The organism is Streptomyces sp. NPDC050619, from assembly GCF_040654815.1.
In the GTDB taxonomy this organism is placed as follows: Bacteria; Actinomycetota; Actinomycetes; order Streptomycetales; family Streptomycetaceae; genus Streptomyces.
Window position 1 is genome coordinate 41,495 of the sequence record NZ_JBFAIR010000051.1, and the last position, 22,150, is coordinate 63,644.

At 72.8% G+C, this 22,150-nt stretch carries 16 protein-coding genes; 9 read left to right on the forward strand and 7 right to left on the reverse strand.

The features are described 5' to 3' along the window. Positions 1-81: 81 nt before the first annotated feature. Positions 82-2,649: a CHAT domain-containing protein gene (locus AB0I77_RS47930; protein ID WP_363289284.1), complete on the reverse strand. Its 2,568-nt coding sequence runs from the start codon at positions 2,647-2,649 to the stop codon at positions 82-84. 162 nt (positions 2,650-2,811) lie between these two features. Here AB0I77_RS47930 and AB0I77_RS47935 point away from each other — a divergent pair, with 162 nt between their 5' ends. From AB0I77_RS47935 to AB0I77_RS47945, 3 genes are read left to right on the forward strand one after another with little or no spacing between them, the layout of a single operon-like run. Further along, positions 2,812-4,242 (forward strand): S8/S53 family peptidase, encoded by a 1,431-nt coding sequence (locus tag AB0I77_RS47935; protein ID WP_363289271.1) that lies wholly within the window; start codon positions 2,812-2,814, stop codon positions 4,240-4,242. 59 nt (positions 4,243-4,301) lie between these two features. Next, positions 4,302-4,877, forward strand: coding sequence for a sigma-70 family RNA polymerase sigma factor (locus AB0I77_RS47940; protein ID WP_363289272.1), 576 nt, complete (start codon positions 4,302-4,304; stop codon positions 4,875-4,877). A 5-nt stretch (positions 4,878-4,882) separates the two neighbouring features. Then, positions 4,883-5,398 (forward strand): hypothetical protein, encoded by a 516-nt coding sequence (locus AB0I77_RS47945; RefSeq protein WP_363289285.1) that lies wholly within the window; start codon positions 4,883-4,885, stop codon positions 5,396-5,398. A gap of 62 nt (positions 5,399-5,460) precedes the next feature. Here AB0I77_RS47945 and AB0I77_RS47950 read toward each other — a convergent pair whose 3' ends face one another. From AB0I77_RS47950 to AB0I77_RS47970, 5 genes are all read right to left on the reverse strand, one after another. Beyond that, positions 5,461-6,258 (reverse strand): N-formylglutamate amidohydrolase, encoded by a 798-nt coding sequence (locus AB0I77_RS47950; protein ID WP_363289273.1) that lies wholly within the window; start codon positions 6,256-6,258, stop codon positions 5,461-5,463. 129 nt (positions 6,259-6,387) lie between these two features. After that, positions 6,388-8,607 carry an NADP-dependent isocitrate dehydrogenase gene (locus AB0I77_RS47955; RefSeq protein WP_363289274.1) on the reverse strand — a complete coding sequence of 740 codons (2,220 nt, stop codon included), beginning with the start codon at positions 8,605-8,607 and terminating at the stop codon, positions 6,388-6,390. An 86-nt stretch (positions 8,608-8,693) separates the two neighbouring features. Beyond that, positions 8,694-9,788, reverse strand: coding sequence for a mechanosensitive ion channel family protein (locus tag AB0I77_RS47960; protein WP_363289275.1), 1,095 nt, complete (start codon positions 9,786-9,788; stop codon positions 8,694-8,696). Positions 9,789-9,980: 192 nt separating this feature from the next. Continuing rightward, positions 9,981-11,510 carry an amino acid permease gene (locus AB0I77_RS47965; protein ID WP_363289276.1) on the reverse strand — a complete coding sequence of 510 codons (1,530 nt, stop codon included), beginning with the start codon at positions 11,508-11,510 and terminating at the stop codon, positions 9,981-9,983. A gap of 99 nt (positions 11,511-11,609) precedes the next feature. Beyond that, positions 11,610-12,605, reverse strand: coding sequence for a hypothetical protein (locus AB0I77_RS47970; RefSeq protein WP_363289277.1), 996 nt, complete (start codon positions 12,603-12,605; stop codon positions 11,610-11,612). 341 nt (positions 12,606-12,946) lie between these two features. On the opposite strand from AB0I77_RS47970, the gene AB0I77_RS47975 reads away from it, so the two are divergent. The 3 genes from AB0I77_RS47975 to AB0I77_RS47985 all read left to right on the forward strand — a co-directional run bounded on the left by AB0I77_RS47975 (position 12,947) and on the right by AB0I77_RS47985 (position 17,198). Continuing rightward, complete coding sequence (locus tag AB0I77_RS47975; RefSeq protein ID WP_363289278.1) at positions 12,947-14,386, forward strand: FGGY family carbohydrate kinase; 1,440 nt, start codon at positions 12,947-12,949, stop codon at positions 14,384-14,386. Then, entirely contained in the window at positions 14,383-15,789 is a 1,407-nt protein-coding gene (locus AB0I77_RS47980) for an FAD-dependent oxidoreductase (protein ID WP_363289279.1), read from the forward strand. Before AB0I77_RS47975 ends, AB0I77_RS47980 begins: the two co-directional genes overlap by 4 nt. Positions 15,790-15,971: 182 nt before the next feature. Continuing rightward, complete coding sequence (locus tag AB0I77_RS47985) at positions 15,972-17,198, forward strand: FAD-dependent oxidoreductase (RefSeq protein WP_363289280.1); 1,227 nt, start codon at positions 15,972-15,974, stop codon at positions 17,196-17,198. A gap of 39 nt (positions 17,199-17,237) precedes the next feature. Here the strand turns inward: AB0I77_RS47985 and AB0I77_RS47990 are convergent, their stop codons facing one another. Continuing rightward, positions 17,238-18,164, reverse strand: coding sequence for a lysylphosphatidylglycerol synthase transmembrane domain-containing protein (locus AB0I77_RS47990; RefSeq protein WP_363289286.1), 927 nt, complete (start codon positions 18,162-18,164; stop codon positions 17,238-17,240). A gap of 198 nt (positions 18,165-18,362) precedes the next feature. On the opposite strand from AB0I77_RS47990, the gene AB0I77_RS47995 reads away from it, so the two are divergent. The 3 genes from AB0I77_RS47995 (at position 18,363) to AB0I77_RS48005 (ending at position 21,325) form a co-directional block, all read left to right on the forward strand. Further along, positions 18,363-20,249, forward strand: a complete 1,887-nt coding sequence (locus AB0I77_RS47995; RefSeq protein WP_363289287.1) for an ABC transporter ATP-binding protein — start codon at positions 18,363-18,365, stop codon at positions 20,247-20,249. A 273-nt stretch (positions 20,250-20,522) separates the two neighbouring features. Beyond that, entirely contained in the window at positions 20,523-20,942 is a 420-nt protein-coding gene (gene panD, locus AB0I77_RS48000; RefSeq protein WP_363289281.1) for an aspartate 1-decarboxylase, read from the forward strand. A gap of 38 nt (positions 20,943-20,980) precedes the next feature. Then, entirely contained in the window at positions 20,981-21,325 is a 345-nt protein-coding gene (locus tag AB0I77_RS48005) for a GNAT family N-acetyltransferase (RefSeq protein WP_363289282.1), read from the forward strand. Positions 21,326-22,150: the final 825 nt, after the last annotated feature.

The following is a 22,150-nucleotide window of genomic DNA, read 5'->3' on the forward strand; positions in this document are numbered from 1 at the left end:
GGACCGGCGGTCTGACCCCCTGTTATCGGGGGTGGGGTCAGGCCGCCACGAACGTCGCGCAGGATGGGCGGGGCATGCCCGTCATGCCGCCCCGAACGCCGAGAACGCCCACCCTGTCGCCTGGTGCACCGCGTCGCCCGGCACCGCGGCCCGCGCGTCGCGCAGCGCCTCGGCCAGTGACAGGCCGCAGCTGAGTCCCTTGTGCAGCGCGAGCATCAGCGGCACCACCGCGGCGTCGTTGACGGGCGCGGTGCACGCCACCACCCCGGCCGTGCCCAGCGGCAGCAACGCGGTGACCAGGCCGAGCAGTTCGTCGGCGCCCACCGACGCGAACCGGGCCGTGTCGCAGCAGGACAGGATGATCCGGTACGGGCTGCGGTCCAGGCGCTCGAAGTCGTGGACGATGAGCGGGCCGTCGGCCATCCGCAGTGCCGAGAACAGCGGACTGTCCGCGCGGAACGTGCCATGCGCGGCGATGTGCGCGAGCGCCGAGCCGTCGAGCTCCTCCAGCACGCGCGGAACACGCGCGTCCTCGTGCTCCAGCACCGTCGATCCGCCGTACCGGTCGGCGAGTTCGGGCACCTCCGCGCCGCCGGTGGCCAGGCCCGGGCCGCGTACCAGCACCTGCCGGCCGCAGGGCGGCGGCGCCGTCTCCCGGGCGCGCAGCCAGCTGCTCGCCGACGGCGACACGCTGAACACCCGCTCCCGCAGCGAGGGCAGCAGCGCCCAGGGCACCCGGTGCAGCCGGCCCGGAGGCACCACCACGACCGGACCGGTGCCCAGATGGGCCGCGGCCGGGCCGAGCAGCAGCTCCTCCAGGCGGCGGCCCGCCGCCTCCACCACCGGAAGCCGGGCCTCCGCGCCCGGGTGGGCCAGCCGCCGCAGCCCGGCCTGCACATGCTCCGCCTCGGTCTCCGCCTCGGCCAGCAGCCCGGCCTCGAACCGCCGCACCCGCCCCCGGCCGCACAGCAGCACGTGCACCCGCCCGTCGAGCACGGCCAGCTCAACCAGCCGGACGTCGTCGCCCAGCCGCTTCAGCAGCCCGGCGGGGTCGAACCGGTCGCCGTCGCCGGGCGCGTCGCCGCGCATGTGCAGGGTCCGGGAGCGGATCTCCCGCTCCAGGCGCCGCTGATCCCGCTCCAGCGCCGGCACCGGACGGCCCTCCCTCCGGGCGGCCTCGGCGCGGGCCGCGATCTCCCGGAAGGCGGTGAGGCCGCTGAGCAGCGAGGGATCGGCGGGCGGGCGGGTCGGCGGCGCGGACAGGACGGTGGCCCGCCAGCGCTCGCTCCACACCAGCAGCCGTCGCGGACCGCCCGAGACGAGACTGGCCTGCTGGGCCAGCGCGGCGAGCTCCGCGCCCTGAGCGGTCGCCCGGGCCCTGAGCTCCGAGGCGCCCAGCGTCATCCGGTGGTCGTCGAGCACGTCGAGACCACGCCGGCAGGCCTCCAGGACCCCGCGTCCGGAACCGGCCGCCCGGGCGCGCAGCGCCTGCGCCGCCCAGCCCGTCATCCGCGCCAGCGGCGGCCCGCTGTGCCTGCCGCGGGCGGCGACGGCCAAGTGCCGCTCCGCGTCCGCCGTCCAGCCCAGGTCGAGGGCGATCCGGCCCGCCAGCAGCGAGGCCTCCGGCGCGGCCGGCGCACCGAACGCGGCCAGCCGGTCGGCCACCGCGGCGGCGTCCGCGACCAGCCGCCCCGAACCCCGTCCGGTGGCGACCCGGGCCTCGATCAGCACCAGCCGGGCGTGCGTCTCGAACCAGGTGCGCCGCTGCCCGGCGAACAGCCGTACGGCGACGGCCGCGCGCGCGATAGCCGTGTGCGGATCGTCCGCCAGCCGTGCGGCGCGCGCGGCGGCCAGCAGAAGTTCGGCCTTGCGGGTGGACTGCCCGCCGATGCCGTCGAGGACGCCGATCGCCGCGTCCGCCTCGGCGAGCGCCTCGGGGGCGAGCCCGGCGGCCATCAGGACCTCGCAGCGCCGGATGTTCAGCATGAAGGTCGGCGTGCCGAGCTTGGCGTACCGCTCCTCGGCCTCGTCAAGGAGCCGCAGGGCGGCCGGGATGTCGCCCGAACGGAACGCGGCGAGTCCCCGGCTCTCCACCGCGTCGGCTTTGTCGTGTTCCTGGCCGGTGGTGTCCCACAGCGCCTCGGCCGCGGTGAAGTCGGCGTCCGCGCGGTCCACCGCGCCGACCGCGAGATGCACGGTCGCGCGCAGGGTCAGCGCGCGCGCCGTCCAGATGACGTCCTCCGCCTGCCGCAGCACGGGGATCGACCGGCGCACGTCGTCCAGCGCCTCCCGGTGACGCCCCAGCACCCACGACGCGTAGGCCCGCCGGAACAGGACACGCGCGCGGGTGAGTCCGCTGCTCACCGCGACCCCCCGCTCCAGCGCCGCCAGGCCCTGCCGGGTGCGGCCCGCGTGCACCAACGCCACACCGAGGGCGGCCAGGACGTCCGCCTCCCGGTCGGCCGACTCCGCGCGCGCCGCCAGATCGCGGGCGCGGCGCAGATGGTGCAGCGCGATCCGCAGATCGCCCCAGTCCCGCTGCCAGATGCCGATCACCTGGTGGGCGACGGAGGCGTGCAGCGGTGAGGGATCGGCGTCGAGCACCTCCGCCGCCCTCGCCAGAGCCTCGCCCGGGGCGGCGAACACCATCGGCAGCAGTTCGAGAACCGAGTCGCTTCCCGCTGTCACCCCATGGATGGTAGTGGCCCCGGATGCACACGAAACAGGTTTGGCGCCACAGGTTCGGCGCTGTATCAATCGGCGGGCACGCCGCTCTGACTGACGACCGCCGTCTCAACGGGAGGACACGCCATGGCACCTCAGCGTTTTCACGAGCAGTTCGACCAGATCCAGCGTTCGATGCCCGACGTCCCCCTGGCCATGGGACCCGACGACGCGTCGGAGTTCCTCTACGAGAAGGGCGTGGTCCTCGCCCGCGACGGTGAGGAGGCGCGGCTCGTCGAGGACAGCGTGCGCACGCACTTCACCGCGGCGCCCGACCTGACCCCCGACCACGTGCGGCGGGCGAGCCCGGAGACCAACCGCTCGGGCATCACCCGCATCCAGGTCGGCGACCCGGGCCAGGGCGACCGGCGCGGCGACCAGGCCGTCGCACATGCCCTGCGGGCCGTGCGCGAGCGCGAGGGACGGGCCGGACACCGACTGGTCAGCCGCAATCACGTGGTGTCGATCGCCGTCAACTCCTGCCCGGGCGACGAGCCCGTGCCCGCCCCGCTCACCCCGGGCACCAACCCGGCCCCGGCCGAGGCCGCCTACGACGCGGACACCGCCGTGGGCGTCCTCGTCATCGACAACGGCCTCACGCACGACCACGCGACCCTCCCGCTGCTCGCCCACGTCCAGGGCGAACTCCACGGCACCGAGAGCGACAGCCAGGGCAACCTCCTTCAGTACGTCGGCCACGGCACGTTCATCGCCGGGCTCCTCGCCGCGGTGGCGCCGAACACGGACGTCACCGTCGACAACGCCCTCACGGACGCGGGTGCCATCCTGGAGTCCGACTTCGGCGTCAGGCTCTTCGAGGCCGTCGACCAGCACGGCTGGCCCGACCTCATCAGCCTCTCCGCCGGCACCTCCAACGGCCGCACCGACGGCCTGCTCGGCGTGGACGCCTTCATGCGGGAACTGCGCACCCAGCGCACCCTGTTGGTCGCGGCGGCAGGCAACAACTCCAGCGCCACCCCGTTCTGGCCCGCCGCCTACGCGGCGCTGCCCGACTACGAGAACGTGGTCCTGTCGGTCGGCGCGCTGCGCGGCGACGGCGAGCACGGCGCCTGCTTCAGCAACCACGGCCCCTGGGTGAACGCCTACGCCCCCGGCGAGCGCCTCACCAGCGCCCTCACCGGCTTCGACACGCCTGTCCCGTACGTGTACCAGCACTCCACGTACGACGACTGCCGCTACGGCTTCACCTACCAGTGCACCTGCCAGTCGCCCCGCCACACCGGCGCCTTGAGCGAGGCGAACGGCTCCGCCAAGCCCGACCAGGTGATGTTCGAGGGGTTCGCGCACTGGAGCGGCACCTCGTTCGCCACCCCCGTCGTCGCCGGCATGATCGCCGCCCACATGGTCGCGCACAAGGAGACCGACCCGCGCGCCGCCCGTGGGCAACTGCTCGCCGCGAACGCCGCCTTCGCGGAGGTGCGCGGCGTGCACGTCCCAGCGTTGCGGCCGGCCACCTGGCGCCCGGCCGTGGTCGAGCAGCGCCCGGCAGGCGCATGAGGGCCGGAACCACCCCCTCCACGGCGTACGATGACAGGTCGTACTCGAGGGGTGGGGCCGTGGACCGTACAGATGTCGGCGCGCTCGTCCAGTCCGCCGTCGACGGCGACGCGGCGGCCTGGAAGGCGCTGGTGGAAGGGCTGAGCCCGCTGGTGTGGTCCGTCGTGCGCGCACACCGGCTGTCCGACGCCGACGCGCACGAGGTGTACCAGACCGTGTGGTTCCGCTTCGCCCAGAACCTGGGGCGGATCCGCGAACCGGAGAAGGCGGGCTCCTGGCTGGCGAGCACCGCCCGGCACGAGTGCCTGAAGGTGCTCAAGAGCCTGAAGCGGATGACGCCGACCGACGACGCCCAGCTGCTGGACCGGGTCAGTGAGGACCGTACGCCCGAGCAGTCGTACCTCGACTCGGAGGAGGCCGCCGCCCAGAGCGAGCGGATCCGCTGCGTGTGGCAGGAGTTCGAGGAACTCGGCGACCGGTGCAGGCAGTTGCTGCGGGTGCTGATGGCCTCGCCGCCGCCCAGCTACCAGGAGGTGTCCGCCGCGCTGGGCATCGCCGTGGGCAGCATCGGGCCGCTGCGCCAGCGCTGTCTGCGCCGCCTGAGGGCCCGACTCGACGCACGGGGAGCGCTGTGAACGACATGAGTGGCATGTTCGACCTGAACGACGACCCCTTCGCCGACGAAGGCATCGACGACGAGGAGCTCGACGACGGACCCGGCACGGTGCTCGACGACGGACTGCTGGGGGAACTCCAGCAGGCCGCCGGCATCCTGGACCCGGTGCCGGCCGAGCTGCGGCAGATGGCCGTGGAGGCCTACGCGTTGCACGATCTCGACGCCCGGCTCGCCGGGCTGACCTTCGACTCGCTCGTCGACGCGATCCCGGTCAGGGGAGCGACGGACGCCCCCCGGATGCTGACCTTCCACTCGGGGGACGTCACGGTCGACGTCGAGGTGACCGCACAGGGACTGATGGGGCAGGTGCTGCCGCCTCAGCCGGCCCGTATCGAGGTGCTCAAAGGCCCGCAGTCGGGCGCGACGCTCGTGGCCGACGACCTGGGGCGTTTCAGCTCCGACGTGGCCCCCGTCGGCCCTTTCGCACTGCGGTTGCGGACCGCCGGGGAGGTGGTGGTCACCGAGTGGCTGCGAGCCTGACCCGTCACCGCCGTCGGGCCGCCTGCCGTGCGGGAGTGCTTCGAACGGTCTGAGGGAGTACTTCAGCCGGCCGCGGCGGCCACGACGGCGGCCAGCGCCTCGGCGAGACGGCCGAGGCCCGTACCGGCGGGGCCGCCCGGCTCGCTCATGTACGTGTCCCGGCGGATTTCGACCATCAGGGCGCTCACCCGGGGATCCTTGCCGTAGAAGTCGAGCGGCACGTACGTACCCCCGAACGGACTGTCGAGCCCCGTCTCGCCGAACTCCGCGAAGGCGTCCCGCGCGGCGTCCAGCAGGTACGGCGGGGTGTGGAAGGAATCGGTGCCCAGGCAGACCGGCGGTCGCGGCCCCTGACCGTGCAGTTCGTAGGGCAGCGCCTGGGTCGGATAGGAGTGCACGTCGATGATCACGGCCCGCCCGGCGGCGGCCAGCCGGTCGGCCACGGCGTCGGTCATCGCCCGCGCGTAGGGCCGGAAGTACCGGTCGAGCAGCGGCTCGGGATCGGCGTCGGCGGGCCGCAGCGGCGCACGGTGGGTGGTGCGCGTGTATACGGCGCCCATCCCCACGGCGAGCATCTCCTCCCGCTCGTCCGGGAACCGCTCCGGGTCGACGACCAGCCGGGACAGCCGGTTGACGAACCGCCAGGGGGCGACCGGGGACAGCTTCGCCGCTTCGGCGGCGATCCGATCCGTGTGCGCGTCGGTGATGTGGTCCAGCTCCCGCTCGAGCGCCTCGTCGTCCAGGAGGATGCCCGCGCGGACCGACGGCGGTATGTCCCGCGCCGAGTGCGGCACATGAAGGACGACCGGCGAGCCTTCGGCGCCGGGCAGGACCGCGAAGGACGGTGCGGCGGTGGTCATGTGGCTGCTCCCCCGTGCGTTGTCGGTGACGTGCTGCATGACCAAGGTGCCACGCGGACAAGGCTCCGCCCCGGCCGGGCAGCTGCCGACCGGGGCGGAGTCACGCGGGGGCCCCGAGAGGCCGTCGCGTCAGCTCAGGGACGCGAGCGCCGCGTTCCAGGTGGCCGACGGGCGCATGACCGCGTCGGCCTTGGCCGGGTCCGGGTGGTAGTAGCCGCCGATGTCGGCCGGCTTGCCCTGGACGGCGTTCAGCTCGTCGACGATCTTCTGCTCGTTCGCGGCGAGCGTCTCGGCGAGCGGGGCGAAGACCTTCGCCAGGTCCGCGTCGTCGCTCTGCCGGGCCAGCTCCTGCGCCCAGTACAGGGACAGGTAGAAGTGGCTGCCGCGGTTGTCGATGCCGCCGACGCGACGGGTCGGGGACTTGTCCTCGTTGAGGAAGGTCGCCGTGGCGCGGTCGAGGGCGTCGGCGAGGACCTGGGCGCGGGCGTTGTCGTCGGCCTTCGCCAGGTGCTCCAGGGACGGGACCAGGGCGAAGAACTCACCCAGGCTGTCCCAGCGCAGGTAGTTCTCCTTGACCAACTGCTGCACGTGCTTCGGCGCGCTGCCGCCGGCGCCCGTCTCGAACAGGCCGCCGCCCGCCATCAGCGGGACGACCGACAGCATCTTGGCGCTGGTGCCGACCTCCAGGATCGGGAACAGGTCGGTGAGGTAGTCGCGCAGCACGTTGCCGGTGACGGAGATGGTGTCCTCGCCGCGGCGGATGCGCTCCACCGACAGCTTGGTCGCCTCGACCGGGTTCAGGATCCGGATGTCCAGGCCCTCGGTGTCGTACTCCGGCAGGTACTGCTTGACCTTGGCGATCAGGTTGGCGTCGTGGGCGCGGGTCTCGTCCAGCCAGAACACGGCCGGGTTGCCGGTGGCGCGGGCGCGGGTGACGGCCAGCTTCACCCAGTCCCGGATCGGGGCGTCCTTGGTCTGGCAGGCGCGGAAGATGTCGCCGGCCGAGACGGTCTGCTCCAGGACGACGTTCCCGGCCTGGTCGACCAGCCGGACCGTGCCGGTGACCGGGATCTCGAACGTCTTGTCGTGGCTGCCGTACTCCTCGGCCTTCTGCGCCATCAGGCCGACGTTCGGGACGGAGCCCATGGTGGACGGGTCGTAGGCGCCGTGGGCGCGGCAGTCGTCGAGTACGGCCTGGTAGACGCCGGAGTAGCTGGAGTCCGGCAGGACCGCGAGGGTGTCGTGCTCCTGGCCGTCCGGGCCCCACATGTGGCCGGAGGTGCGGATCATGGCCGGCATCGAGGCGTCGACGATCACGTCCGACGGCACGTGCAGGTTGGTGATGCCCTTGTCGGAGTCGACCATCGCCAGTTCGGGACCCTCGGCGAGCTCGGCGTCGAAGGAGGCCTTGATCTCGGCGCCCTCGGGCAGCGACTCCAGACCCTTGTAGATGCCGCCGAGACCGTCGTTCGGGGTCAGGCCGGCCGCTGCGAGGGTCTCGCCGTACTTCGCGAAGGTCTTCGGGAAGAAGGCGCGCACGACGTGACCGAAGACGATCGGGTCGGAGACCTTCATCATCGTGGCCTTGAGGTGCACGGAGAACAGCACGCCCTCGGCCTTGGCCCGGGCCACCTGCGCCGTGAGGAACTCGCGCAGCGCGGCCACGCGCATCACGGAGGCGTCGACGACCTCGTCCCCCAGGACGGGTACGGACTCGCGCAGCACGGTGGTGGAGCCGTCGTCGCCCACCAGCTCGATGCGCAGGGCGCCGTCCTCGGCGATGACCGCGGACTTCTCGGTGGAGCGGAAGTCGTTCTCGCCCATGGTCGCCACGTTCGTCCTGGACTCGGCCGTCCAGACGCCCATGCGGTGCGGGTGGGTCTTGGCGTAGTTCTTGACCGACGCGGGGGCGCGGCGGTCGGAGTTGCCCTCACGCAGGACCGGGTTGACCGCGGAGCCCTTGACCTTGTCGTAGCGGGCGCGGATCTCGCGCTCCTCGTCGGTCTTCGGGTCGTCCGGGTACTCCGGCAGCGCGTAGCCCTGGCTCTTCAGCTCGGCGATCGCGGCCTTGAGCTGCGGGATGGAGGCCGAGACGTTCGGCAGCTTGATGATGTTGGCCTCGGGCGTCTTGGCGAGGGCGCCGAGCTCCCCGAGGTCGTCCGGGATGCGCTGCCCCTCCGCCAGGTACTCCGGGAACAGGGCGATGATGCGCCCGGCCAGCGAGATGTCACGCGTCTCCACGGCGACACCCGCCTGCGAGGCGTACGCCCGGACCACCGGCAGGAAGGAATACGTCGCCAGGGCCGGGGCCTCGTCAGTGTGCGTATAGATGATGGTCGAGTCAGTCACCGGGTGCTCCGCTCCACGTCTGCAACATTGCTCGACATCAAGATATCTCCTGATCGGCCCCGACTCGACAGGGGTCCGTACCTGGGTCAGTCGAAGTGCCCCGACGGCACCCCGTCCGCCTCTTCGACGCCCCGCTGCTGCGGGATCAGCACCGAACCCTGCTGCAACGCCACCGTCCGCGCGGGCGCCGGAATCCGGATGCCCTCCGCGCGGTAGCGCTTGTGCAGGCGCTTGATGAACTCGTGCTTGATCCGGTACTGGTCGCTGAACTCGCCGACGCCCAGGATGACCGTGAAGCCGATCCGGGAGTCGCCGAAGGTGTGGAAGCGGACCAGCGGCTCGTGCTCGGGGAGGGCGCCGGTGATCTCGGTCATCACCTCGGCGACGACCTCGCAGGTGACCCGCTCGACCTGCTCCAGGTCGCTGTCGTAGGCCACTCCGGCCTGGACCAGGATCGTCAGCTCCTGCTCGGGACGCATGAAGTTGGTCATGTTCGCCTTCGCGAGCTCCCCGTTGGGGATGACCACCAGGTTGTTGGAGAGCGAGCGGACCGTCGTCTGACGCCAGTTGATGTCCTCGACGTAGCCCTCCTCGCCGCTGCTCAGCCGGATGTAGTCGCCGGGCTGGACGGTCTTGGAGGCAAGGATGTGGATGCCCGCGAAGAGGTTGGCCAGGGTGTCCTGGAGGGCGAGCGCGACGGCCAGACCGCCGACCCCCAGGGCGGTGAGCATGGGCGCTATGGAGATGCCCAGCGTCTGGAGCACCACCAGGAAGCCGATCGCCAGGATCAGCACGCGGGTGATGTTGACGAAGATCGTGGCCGATCCGGCGACCCCGGAGCGGGACTGGGTGACCGTCCGCATCAGGCCGGCGACGACCCGGGCCACGGCCACTGTCACGACGAAGATCAGCAGGACGGTCAGTACCTGGTTGACGTTGTGCTGGACCGTCGGGGTCAGCGGCAGCGCCGCCGCCGCGCTCGCCGCACCGCCCGTGATCGCGGCCCACGGGATCGCGGTCCGCAGCGCGGCCACGATGACGTCGTCGCCGCTCCAGCGGGTGCGGTCGGCGTGCTTGCCCAGCCAGCGCAGCAGCATCCGCAGCAAGAACGCCGCGAGCAGGCCCGCGATCAGGGCGATTCCGGCGATGACCAGGTCGTCCATGGTGAGGTCGCGCTTCACCGGTCACCTCCGGGAAGAAGCGCCGCGAAGGCCTTTGCCGACGGCCGGATGTGAAGTTGCGTCACGTTGTCCCCTGTTTGATTCCGGGATGAGAGGTCGCGCCGGCCAGGAGCCCCCCATGGTCGGCGCGACCGCTTATCCTGCCGCATTCAGCACAGGAGTTCGACTTGGCCGGTAGTCGGTTGCCGGCGCTCAGACGATGCCCTCGGCCAGTTCAGCCTGTTCCCGGTCGGAGTACGCGGCCGTCGTGGGCGTTCCGTACGAACGGCGGGCGACGAACCACCACACCGTGGCGAGGACGAGTACGACGGCGAGGGCGATGGACGCGTAGTTCATCGTCTCCGCCGTCACCGGCGACGACTGGGGCAGACAGAACAGGACCGTCACACACGCCACCCACGTCACCGCGATCCAGCCGATCGGCCTGCTCCACCGGCCCAGGTTCCAGGGACCCGGCTGGAAACGGTCGCCCGCGCGCAGCCGCAGCAGCACCGGGATGGCGTACGCGGGTGTGATGCCGATGACGTTGATGGCGGTGACCGCGCCGTAGGCGGTCGCCGAGTACAGGGACGGCAGCGCGAGGACACAGGCGACGACCACCGACAGCCAGACGGCGGCGACCGGGGTCTGGGTGCGGGGGCTGACCTTGCGCCACAGCGCCGAGCCCGGCAGGGCCTTGTCCCGGCTGAACGCGAACACCATGCGGCTGGCCGCGGCCACCTCGGCGTTGCCGCAGAACAACTGGGCCACGATCACCACCAGCATCAGCGCGCTCGCCCCGTCCGTGCCCAGGCCGTCGACCAGGATCTGCGCGGGCGGCACCCCGGTGTCGCTGGCCCGCGTGGCGGCGTAGTCCTGGATCGCGAAGGTGAGCCCCGCCAGCAGCACGAAGCCCGCGAGCCACGACACCCAGATGGAGCGCACGATGCCGCGCGCCGCCGACACCGACGCGTTGGAGGTCTCCTCGGAGAGGTGGGCGGAGGCGTCGTAGCCGGAGAAGGTGTACTGGGCGAGCAGCAGGCCGATCGCGGCCACGTAGACGGGGTTGTCCCAGCCGGTGTCGTTGACGAACTCGGTGAAGACGAAGGACGGCGACTGGTGGCTGTCGGGCACGATCGCCAGCGCGCCGACGATGACCGCGACGCCGGCCAGATGCCACCAGACGGATATCGAGTTGAGCACGCTGACCAGCCGCACGCCGAAGAGGTTCAGTACGGCGTGCAGCAGCAGGATCGCCATGAAGATCAGCATCGTCTTCTCCGGCGTCGGCTCGAAGCCCCACTGGAGGTTCATGAACGCGCCGGTGAACAGGGCGGCGCCGTAGTCGATGCCGGCGATCGCGCCGAGCAGACCGAGCAGATTCAGCCAGCCCGTGTACCAGCCCCAGCGGCGCCCGCCGAGCCGGTCGGCCATGTAGTACAGGGCGCCGGACGTCGGATACGCGCTGGTGACCTCCGCCAGCGCGAGTCCCACGCACAGCACGAACAGACCGACGCCCGCCCAGCCCCACAGCATCACGGCGGGGCCGCCCGTGCCCATGCCGAAGCCGTACAGGGTCATGCAGCCGGACAGGATCGAGATCACCGAGAAGCTGATCGCGAAGTTGCCGAAGCCGCCCATGCGGCGGGCGAGCACCGGCCGGTAGCCGAGTTCGCGCAGGCGCCGCTCCTCGTCGTGCTGTGGCACGCCCGGGGACGTCGACGGATCGGGGCTGGGGGACATGTGGACCTCCGATGGGGACAGACGAGGGGGGTAGGTGGGGGACAGACGAGGGGATAGACGAGGGGGCAGGTGAGGGGACGGGGGAAACGAGGGGAAGCGTCAGGCGTCGGGGCCGCGCGCCGCCGACCGGCTGCGCGCACGGGCCTGGAGGAAGACCCGTACGGCCCGGGACTGATCCCCCGGATCCGAGCTGCGGTAGCCCCAGGGCACGGGGGTGTAGTACGGGCCGATCGCCTCGAACACCCGGGCCGCCTCCTCGAACCGCAGCGCTCCCCACAGCGCGTGGGCCAGGTGGTTGAGGTCGAGCGGGGAGCGTTCGACGGGACGGGAGTGTTCGAACCAGGAGTCGTAGGCATGGCGGGCCTCGCGGGTGGCCTCCTCGGCCACCCAGTGCAGGTCGAGGCCGATGGAGTGCCCGCCGGAGCGCCGGTAGCGCTCGACCCGTACGTAGAGCGGCAGGACGTGCAGGGCGGAGCCCACGGGTGCCGTGTCGGTCACCCAGTGCCCGTAGCGGATCGCTTCCGCGAGCCGTTCCGAGGACGTGCGCGCGTACAGGAACTGCGCCATGCGGTGGTGGGCCTCGCGGTTGTACGGGTCGCGCTTGTCGGCCTCGGTCAACAGCCCCCACGGGCCGGGCGGCAGCATCGGTTCGGGCGGCGGCGCCCGGTGCTCCTCCCACAGCTGTCGGCGGTCCAGCTGGGCGAGGGCCAGCAGGCACACCCAGGGCACCGGATCCTGGGGCGCGGCACGCGTGGCCGCGTCGCTCAGGTCCCAGGCCTCGATCCACAGTTGGTGGGTGCGCCGGTGTTCCTCGCGCCGGGCCCGTAACGCGCGTTCCACGGCGACCCGGGCCCGCATCACCGCGGCCGGAACGCTGTCCGGCTCCTCGGCGAGCCAGGCCCGCACCACATCGGTGCCGGCGGCCGCGGCGGCCAGGACCTGCGTGCGCTGCGTCCACTGCCACCAGGTCGCGGTCCGGTCCAGCAAGGCGCGCATCGACATCCAGCGCCCCGCGCGCACCTCTTGCAGGGCCGCGCTCAGTTCGGTGTCGTGACCTGCGGGATCGTAGGCGGGGCGGGCTCCGTCTCTGGCCATCAGCCGACCGCCCCGGGTAACGGGACCAGGTCGGGCAGGACGGCAGGGTGGAGTAACAACAGCCCTCCTCTGGGCGGCGGTTGAGGAGATCGCCTTGGTCGGCGGTCACTATAGGGGGCGTGCGTTCCGCGGCACCTCCAGTTTGGCGATCCTTTCGAACTCAGGTCCAGAGCAGAGAAATTGACTGATGATCAGCCAGCCATCGACCGCGGGCGCCGGGAAGCCGCCCCCCTGATCGGCACCGCTTGACGCGATGCGGGCGGCGGCGGCAGGCTGTCGGGCTGTGATCACCGAGGGAGGGACGTTCACGAGGGAGGGACGTTCACTGAGGGAGGGACGTGATGACAGGTCCGGTGCTTGCGGTCGACCAGGGCACGTCCGGCACCAAGGCCCTGGTGATCTGTCCCGAACGCGGCGTCCTGGGCGCCGGGTTCGCCCCCGTCCGGCCCCGCCATCTGCCCGGCGGACTGGTGGAGGTCGACCCGGCTGAGCTGTACGACTCGGTGGTCGACGCCGGCCGAGCGGCGCTGGCCGAGGCGGGCGAACCAGTCGTCGCGCTGGGCCTCGCCAACCAGGGCGAGACGGTGCTCGCCTGGGACCCGGCGACGGGCCGGCCAGTCACCGACGCCCTCGTCTGGCAGGACCGCCGCGCCGAGAGCGTGTGCGCCGAACTCGCCGAGCACGCCGACGAGTTGCGGCAGCTGACGGGCCTGCCGCTCGACCCGTATTTCGCCGCGCCCAAGATGGCCTGGATACGACGGCACCTCACCACCGAGGGAGTCGTCACCACCAGCGACGCCTGGCTGGTCCACCGTCTCACCGGCGCCTACGTCACCGACGCCGCCACCGCGGGCCGTACCCAGCTGCTGGACCTCGACGAGGCGGAATGGTCGCCGCGCGCACTCGACGTCTACGGCCTGTCCGGCGAACATCTCCCGGAGGTCGTCGACACCGCCGCGCCGGTCGGCACCACCACCGTCTTCGGCGCCGAGATCCCCCTCACCGGGCTCGTCGTCGACCAGCAGGCCGCGCTGCTCGCCCAGCGGATCACCGCACCCGGCGGCGCCAAGTGCACCTACGGGACGGGCGCGTTCCTCCTCGCCCACACCGGCGACACCCCTCGGCGCGGCAGCTCCGGACTGGTCAGCTGCGTCGCCTGGCGGCTCGGCGGACGCACCAGCTACTGCCTCGACGGCCAGGTGTACACGGCCGCCTCCGCGGTGCGCTGGCTCACCGACCTCGGCGTCATCCGGGGCGCCGCCGACCTCGACGCCGTGGGCGGTGCCGTGCCCGACAGCGGCGGCGTCACCTTCGTCCCGGCCCTCGCCGGACTCGCCGCCCCCTGGTGGCGCGGAGACCTGCGCGGCTCGCTCACGGGGCTGGGCCTGGACACCGGGCCTGGACACCTGGTGCGCGCGCTCTGCGAGGGTCTGGCCGCGCAGGTGGTGTTGCTCGCCGAGGCCGCCGCAGCCGACCTCGGCGAGCCGCTCGACGTCCTGCGCGTCGACGGCGGTCTGACCCGCTCCGCCCTCCTCATGCAGACCCAGGCCGACCTGCTGCGACGCCCCGTCGAGGTGTCCGCGCTGCCCGACGTGACCGCCCTCGGCGTGGGCGCCCTGGCCCGGCTCGGCGCGGAACCCGGGCTGAGCGTCACCGACGCGCTGCCGGACTGGAAGCCGGCCGCGGTGTACGAGCCGCGGGTGTCGGCCGACGAGGCCGAGGAACGCCTCGGCCGCTTCCGGGCGGCCGTGACCGCCCTGCTCGACGGGCCGCCCGCATGACGGTCACCAGTGCCGGACCGCTGCCTTCGGCGGCGTACGACGTGGTGGTCGTCGGTGCCGGAGTCGTCGGCTGCGCGATCGCCCGCGCCCTCGCCCGGCGCCGAGGACTGCGCGTCGCTCTCGTCGAGGCGCAGGGCGACGTCGGCGAGGGCACCTCGAAGGCCAACACCGCGATCCTGCACACCGGTTTCGACGCGGTGCCCGGCTCCCTGGAGGCCCGCCTGGTCCGTGAGGGCGCGCGGCTGCTGGCCGCGTACGCCGCCGAGTCCGGCATCCCCGTCGAACCGGTCGGCGCCCTCCTGGTCGCCTGGGACGAGGAACAGCTCGCCGCGCTGCCCCGCCTCGCCGAGAAGGCCGAGCGCAACGAGTACCCGGACACGCGACTGATCGAGCCCGCCGAACTGTACGAGCGTGAACCGCACCTCGGCCCCGGCGCGCTCGGCGCCCTGCACGTGCCGGGCGAGAGCATCATCTGCCCCTGGACCACGACCCTGGCGTACGCCACCCAGGCGGTCCGCCACGGAGTCGACCTCCACCTCAACTGCCGTGTGGAGCAGGCGAGTCGGCAGGACGGGACGCATGTGCTGCGAACCGCCCGGGGCCCCCTGCACGCCCGTTGGCTGGTCAACGCGGCCGGCCTGCACGCCGACACGCTCGACCGGCGGCTCGGCCACGACGACTTCACCGTCACCCCGCGCCGGGGCCAGCTCCTCGTCTTCGACAAACTCGCCCGCGACCTCGTCCGCCACATCCTGCTGCCCGTCCCCACGGCTCTCGGCAAGGGCGTCCTGGTCGCCCCGACCGTGTACGGCAACGTCCTGCTCGGCCCCACCGCCGAGGACCTGGACGACAAACAGGCCACCGGCACGACCGCCGACGGCCTGGCCCTCCTCCGGGAGAAGGGCCGCCACATCCTGCCCGGCCTGCTCGACGAGGAGGTCACCGCCGTCTACGCGGGCCTGCGCGCCGCCACCGAGCACGAGGACTACCGCATCTCCGCGCACCCCGAGCAGGCGTACGTCACCGTCGGCGGCATCCGCTCCACCGGCCTGACCGCGTCCCTCGCCATCGCCGACCACGTGACAGGGCTGCTCACCGAGGCCGGGCTGGAGGGGGGACCGGCGGCGCGAGAGCTGGAGCCGGTCCGCATGCCGAACCTCGGCGAGGCCTTCCCGCGCCCGTACCAGCGGCCCGAACTCATCGCGGCCGACCCGGAGTACGGCACCCTCGTCTGCCACTGCGAGCGCGTCTCGCGCGGCGAGATCCGCGACGCCCTCGCCAGTACGATCCCCCCGGCCGGCCTCGACGGACTGCGCCGCCGGACCCGGGCCCGGGCGGGGCGCTGTCAGGGGTTCTACTGCGGTGCGGCGGTGCGGGATCTGTTTGAGGGGGCTGGGGCGTGAGGGTGTGGGTGCTGGTCTGTGGCGTGGCGGTGCGGGATCTGTTTGAGGGGGCTGGGGCGTGAGAATGTGCGTGCTGGTCTGTGGCGTGGCGGTGCGGGATCTGCTTGAGGGGGCTGGGGCGTGAGAATGTGCGTGCTGGTCCGTGGCGTGGCGGTGCGGGGTTTGTTCGAGCGGGCCTTGGCATGAGCCCGGAACGTGAGGTCGACGTGCTGGTGGTCGGTGCCGGTCCCGCCGGGCTCGCCGCCGCCGCCCGGTTGGCCGCGGCGGGCGTGGGCCGGGTGGAGGTGCTGGACCGGGAGCGGCAGGCCGGGGGAGTACCGCGGCACTGCGCGCACGGTGGCTACGGCACCTGGCCGCACCCGCTGACCGGCCCGGCGTACGCCCACCTCCTCGTCACCGCGGCCGAGCGCGCCGGAGCGGTCGTACGCACCGGGGTGACGGCCCTCGACTGGGCCGGCCCCCTGTCGCTGCACACGGTCGGCCCGCACGGACCGGAGGCCGTCGGCGCACGGGCGGTCGTCCTGGCCACCGGCGCGCGCGAACGACCGCGCGCCGCACGGCTGGTGCCCGGCACCCGCCCGGCCGGCGTGTACACCACCGGGGAACTCCAGCAGGCCGTGCACCTGTACGGCCGGCGCATCGGTACGCGTGCCGTCGTGGTCGGCGCGGAGGACGTCTCCTACGCCGCCGCCGACACCGTAAGGGCCGCCGGAGCCTCGGTCGTCGCGATGGTCACCGAACTGGCCCGCCCGCAGACCGCGCCCGCCCGAGCCGCCGACGCCCGCCTCCGCCACGGCATCCCGCTCCTCACCGGCACCACGGTCACCGAACTCCTCGGCCACGGGCGGCTGTCCGGCGTGCGCGTGCGCCGCCGCGACGGTAGAACGGCCACGCTGCCCTGCGACACCGTTGTGTTCACCGGCGACTTCGTACCCGACCACGAACTGGCCCGGCGCGGCGGACTCACCCTCGACGCCGGCACCCGCGGACCGTCCGTCGACGGCGCACTGCGCACCTCGCGCCCCGGCGTGTTCGCCGTCGGCAGCGTGCTGCACGCCGTGGCGAGCGCGGCCACGGCGGCCCGCGAGGGCGCCCACGCGGCGGGCGCCGTCCTGGACACCCTCGCCGGGACCGAACGGCCCGACGGCGTCCCCCTGATCGTGGACCCGCCGCTGCGCTGGATCGCCCCGAACCGCGTCACCCCGGCCGACCGTCTGCCGTACGTCCTGCGCACGGCCGCCCCGCCGCCCCGCCGCCCGGTCCTGCGGGTCACCCAGAACGGCCTGCTCCTGCACCGCGAACGCACGCTTCTCCCCAACCGGAGCCCGGCCCTGACCCTCACCGCACGTTGGACCGAGCGGGTGGATCCGAGGGGCGGGCCGGTGCGGGTGACGCTCACGGATCCGTGACGGGCGACGCGTTGCCCTCTCGGACAACCTTCGGTCAGCTCAGATCACCTTCAGCCGTACCAGCGCGCCCAGCGTCAACGCCCCGGGCACCAGCGGGACCCACACGGTGATGATCCGGTAGGCGAGGACCACGGCCGTGGCCACGGCCACTGGGCCGCCCGCCGCCACCAGCGCCACGACCAGCGCCGCCTCGACCGAGCCGAGCCCGCCCGGTGTGGGCACCAGCGCCACGGCGACCGTCGCCGCGAGATACGCGACCGCCATGTGCGCGGGCGGTACCGGCAGTCCCAGGGCCTGCCCCACCGCGGCAAGACCGGCCGCCTGCAAGGCGGGGAAGGCGAACGAGCCGCCCCAGAGGGCGAAGGCCCGGGCCGGGCGGGTGTGCACCGAGCGTGCCTCGCCCAGCGCCGTGCGCAGGAAGGAACACGCGGCGCCGCGCAGTCGCCGTACGGACGCAAGGACGCCGGCCGCCACGACCAGCACCGCACCGGCCCCGAGCAGCAGCGGGGCCACGGCCCCCTCCGGGACGAGGGTGCCGAGCCGCAGCGCGCCGGGGAAGGCGATGAGCAGGGCGGCCAGCAGGCAGAGCCGGCCGATCGACTCCGCGAGCAGGTACAGCGCGAGCGCGGCGGAGGAGCGGGCGAGCGGTAGCCCGCACACGGTCAGGAACCGCAGGTTGACCGCGCCCGCGCCCAGGCCCGTGGGGAGCAGGTGATTGGCCGCGCCCGCCGCGAACTGCGTGGCCAGCAGCCGCCGTTTGGGCAGCGGCTCGACGACCGCACCCTGGCGGGTGACGGCGGCGGCCACCCAGGTCAGGCAGGTGGCGCCGACCGCGGCCACGAGCCAGGGCCACTTGGCGTGCTCCAGATGACCGAAGCCCTCGGCGAGCACGGCCCGATGCCGCACCGCGACCACGGCGACGAGCACGAGCGGAAGGACACACAGAATCTGGCGTATCCGGCGGATCGGGGCGCGACGGGGGACTCGTCGCTCGGGGAGTTCGGGAAGTTCGGGGACTTGTACCGCTGTCACACCGGGAGAGGTTCTCCACTCCGTGCCAACTGCGGGTTGCGGAAGCGGGGCCAGGGTCTTACGTACGGTCATCGAGTCCCTCGCTGCCTTGACCTCAATCTTGCTTGAGGTCCTACTGTCGCTGCCATGAGCATGGAGACCACAGCCTGGACACAGCTGCACAGTGTCATGAACGCCGAGCAGGAACGCCGCCCCTTGGCCCGCGCCACACTGCGCCGCATCGCCGCGTTCGCCCGCCCGCACCGCCGCCGTATCGGACAATTCGTGGCGCTCGGCGTGGTGACCGCGCTGCTCGCCGTCGCGACCCCCGTGCTGGCCGGACGCGTCGTGGACGCGATCGTGTCGGACGGCGACGAGGCCACGGTCGTACGCCTGGCCCTGCTCATCGCGCTCATCGCGGTCGCGGAGGCGGCGCTGGGCATCCTCGGCCGACGGCTTTCGGCGAGGCTCGGCGAGGGACTCATCCTCGATCTGCGGACGGCTGTGTTCGATCATGTGCAGCGCATGCCGGTCGCGTTCTTCACACGCACTCGTACGGGAGCGCTCGTCTCCCGTCTCAACAACGACGTCATCGGCGCCCAGCGCGCCTTCAGCAACACCCTGTCCGGGGTGGTCAGCAACCTGGTCACGCTGGTGCTCACCCTCGCCGTGATGCTCACCCTCTCCTGGCAGATCACCCTGCTCGCGCTGGTGCTGCTGCCGGTGTTCGTGATCCCGGCCCGGCGCATGGGCAGCCGCATGGCCGGTATGCAGCGGGAGGCGGCGACGCTGAACGCGGCGATGGGCACCCGGATGACCGAGCGTTTCTCGGCGCCCGGCGCCACTCTGATCAAGCTCTTCGGCCGACCCGAGCAGGAGTCCGAGGAGTTCGCGGCCCGCGCCCGCCGCGTCCGGGACATCGGCGTACGCACGGCCACCGCCCAGTCGGTGTTCCTGACCGCCCTCACCCTCGTCTCGGCACTGGCCCTCGCACTCGTCTACGGCCTCGGTGGCTTCTTCGCCCTGCGCGGCAGCCTCGACCCGGGCGCCGTGGTGGCCCTGGCCCTGCTTCTGACCCGTCTGTATGCCCCGCTCACCGCACTCGCAGGCGCCCGCGTCGAGGTGATGAGCGCGCTCGTCAGCTTCGAGCGCGTCTTCGAGGTGCTTGACCTGGAGCCGCTCATCGCGGAGCAGCCGCACGCCCGTCCGGTGCCGGAGGGCCCGGTCGCCGTCGAATTCGAGAACGTCCGCTTCGCCTACCCGTCCGCCGACAAGGTCTCCCTGGCCTCCCTGGAGGAAGTGGCGTCCCTCGACACGCGGGGCGGCGCGGAGGTCCTGCACGGCATCTCGTTCCGCGCCGAACCGGGGCGGACAGTCGCGCTGGTCGGCTCCTCCGGCGCGGGCAAGTCGACGATCGCGCAACTGCTCCCGCGCCTGTACGACGTCGACGAGGGCGCCGTACGCGTCGGCGGCGTCGACGTCCGCGACCTGAGCGCGGAGTCCCTGCGGGCGACGCTCGGCATGGTCACCCAGGACGGCCACCTCTTCCACGACACCGTCCGCGCGAACCTCCTGCTGGCCGGCCCCACGGCGACCGATGCCGACCTGTGGGACGCCCTGCGCCGTTCCCGCCTCGACGATCTCGTACGGTCCCTGCCCGACGGCCTCGACACCGTGGTCGGCGAGCGCGGCTACCGGCTCTCCGGCGGCGAACGCCAGCGCATGACCATCGCCCGGCTGCTGCTGGCCCGCCAGCGCGTCGTCATCCTCGACGAGGCCACCGCCCACCTGGACAACACCTCGGAGGCGGCCGTCCAGGAGGCGCTCGCGGAGGCGCTGGAGGGCAGGACGGCGGTCGTGATCGCCCACCGGCTGTCCACGGTGCGCGCGGCGGACCTGATCCTGGTGGTCGAGGCCGGGCGGATCGTGGAACGCGGCACCCACGAGGAACTGCTCGCGGCCGCCGGGAGGTACGCGGAGCTGTACCGGACCCAGTTCGAGCAGCCCGGCGAGGTGTCGGCACACTCGGCCGCCGCGTAGGCCCACGGGCTGTCGCCCGGCGCCGAATCGCAGGGATAGGGCCAGGGATTTCTCCTCTGCCAACACCTCGCCGGCACGCTCTGCGAGGCGGCGCCGGCCCGGATCGACGCGAAGCCCTCGCCCAGCACGCGCGAACTGCTCCATCAGCTCGGCCGGTGACGCAGTCGCGTCACCGGCCGACCGCCGCCACGGAAGGCGTCCAGTCGGTAAGGTGGGCAAACAGCCCTTGACCTGCACCACGCGGGCAGGGAGCCGACGTCCAGGAGTACTTTCATGCTGCGCACCCTGTTCAAATCCAAGATCCACCGCGCCACCGTCACCCAGGCCGACCTGCACTATGTGGGATCGGTGACCATCGACGCGGACCTGCTCGACGCCGCCGATCTGCTGCCCGGTGAGCTCGTCCACATCGTCGACATCACCAACGGCGCCCGCCTGGAGACCTATGTCATCGAGGGCGAGCGCGGCTCGGGGGTCGTCGGCATCAATGGGGCGGCCGCCCATCTGGTGCATCCCGGAGATCTGGTGATCATCATCAGCTACGCCCAGATGACCGATGCCGAGGCGCGGGAGTTCGAACCCCGGGTCGTGCACGTGGACCGCGACAACCGCGTCGTGGCGCTGGGAGCCGACCCGTCCGAGCCGGTGCCGGGCTCGGACCAGGAGCGCAGCCCGCAGGCCGTGCCGGCCTGACATCCCGACTCCCTGACCTTCGGACCAGGAGCGTGCCCATGAGCGACATCGAGATCCGCGACGACCGGGCGGCGGGCCGCCTGGAGGCGATCGGCGGCGGTGAAGTGGTCGGCCACATCGAGTACTTCGTCCTCGAATCCCCGGCGGGCGCGCTCGTCCCCGTCCATACGATCGTCGAGCCGGCCCACGAGGGGAAGGGCATCGCGGGCTCGCTGGCGCGTGAGCTGTACGCCCTGGCGGGGCGCGAGGGAATCGTCGTCGCCCCGCTGTGCCCGTACGTCGTGAAGTGGGCCGAGCGTCATCCCGAGGAGGCTCCGGCGGCCGACCCGGAGTTGCTGCGCGCGGCGAAGACGTGGCTGGTGGAACATCCGGGACGGTTCTGACCGACGGCCGGGAGTCTTCTGCGGCTCGCCCTGCTCTCGTGCGCCAAGTGGTCCTCCCCTACGGCGGGGTGGGCGCGGTGCACGCCAGGTGAGCCGTAAGCCCGCCTGGGCCCCTGCCGTCATACCGGGGAGTGAGTGTCAGGGCTGGCGTCGGGTACGCGGGGGAGTAGTCCAGAGCCGATGTCGACCGACTGGCTGGAGGACGTCATGACGAATCCGCACCCCGATCCAGTCCCGCCCGCACCGACACCGGGTCCGGGACCCACCCCCGGCCCGGACCCCCAACCCCCGGAGCCGCCCCCACGCCCCAACCCGGTCCCGTCTCCACCCCCGAACCCGACCCCACCCCCTGGCCCGACCCCGGAACCGCCCCCTACTCCGGAGCCGCCCCCACCACCCGTCCCGACCCCACCCCCGAACCCGACCCCACCCCCTGGCCCAGACCCGGGCCCCCGGCCGGTCCCCGATCCGTCCCCGTCTCCGATCCCACCGGGCCCCGAACCGGTACCGAACCCAGAGCCTGGACCGCCACTGTCGTGAGACCGATACCACCGGCCTCCGCCACGCCGCGCCACCGCACCAACAGCGCACGCGCCCCGCGCGCAACGGCGGCGGACGCCCCCCTGGCCGCCCGCCGCCGTACACCCCCGCAGCCGGCGCCCGGCCTGGGCGGACCCCGTCGAGCATCCCCGCCCCAAGCATGCCGTTCGACTCCTCCGCGCCGCGCTCGTCGCCGTGCCAACAGCGCACACCCCCCGGCACACAACGGCGGTGGGGGGGCCCCCCGGGCCCCCCCCCCGAAAAACCCCCCCCCCCCCCCCCGCC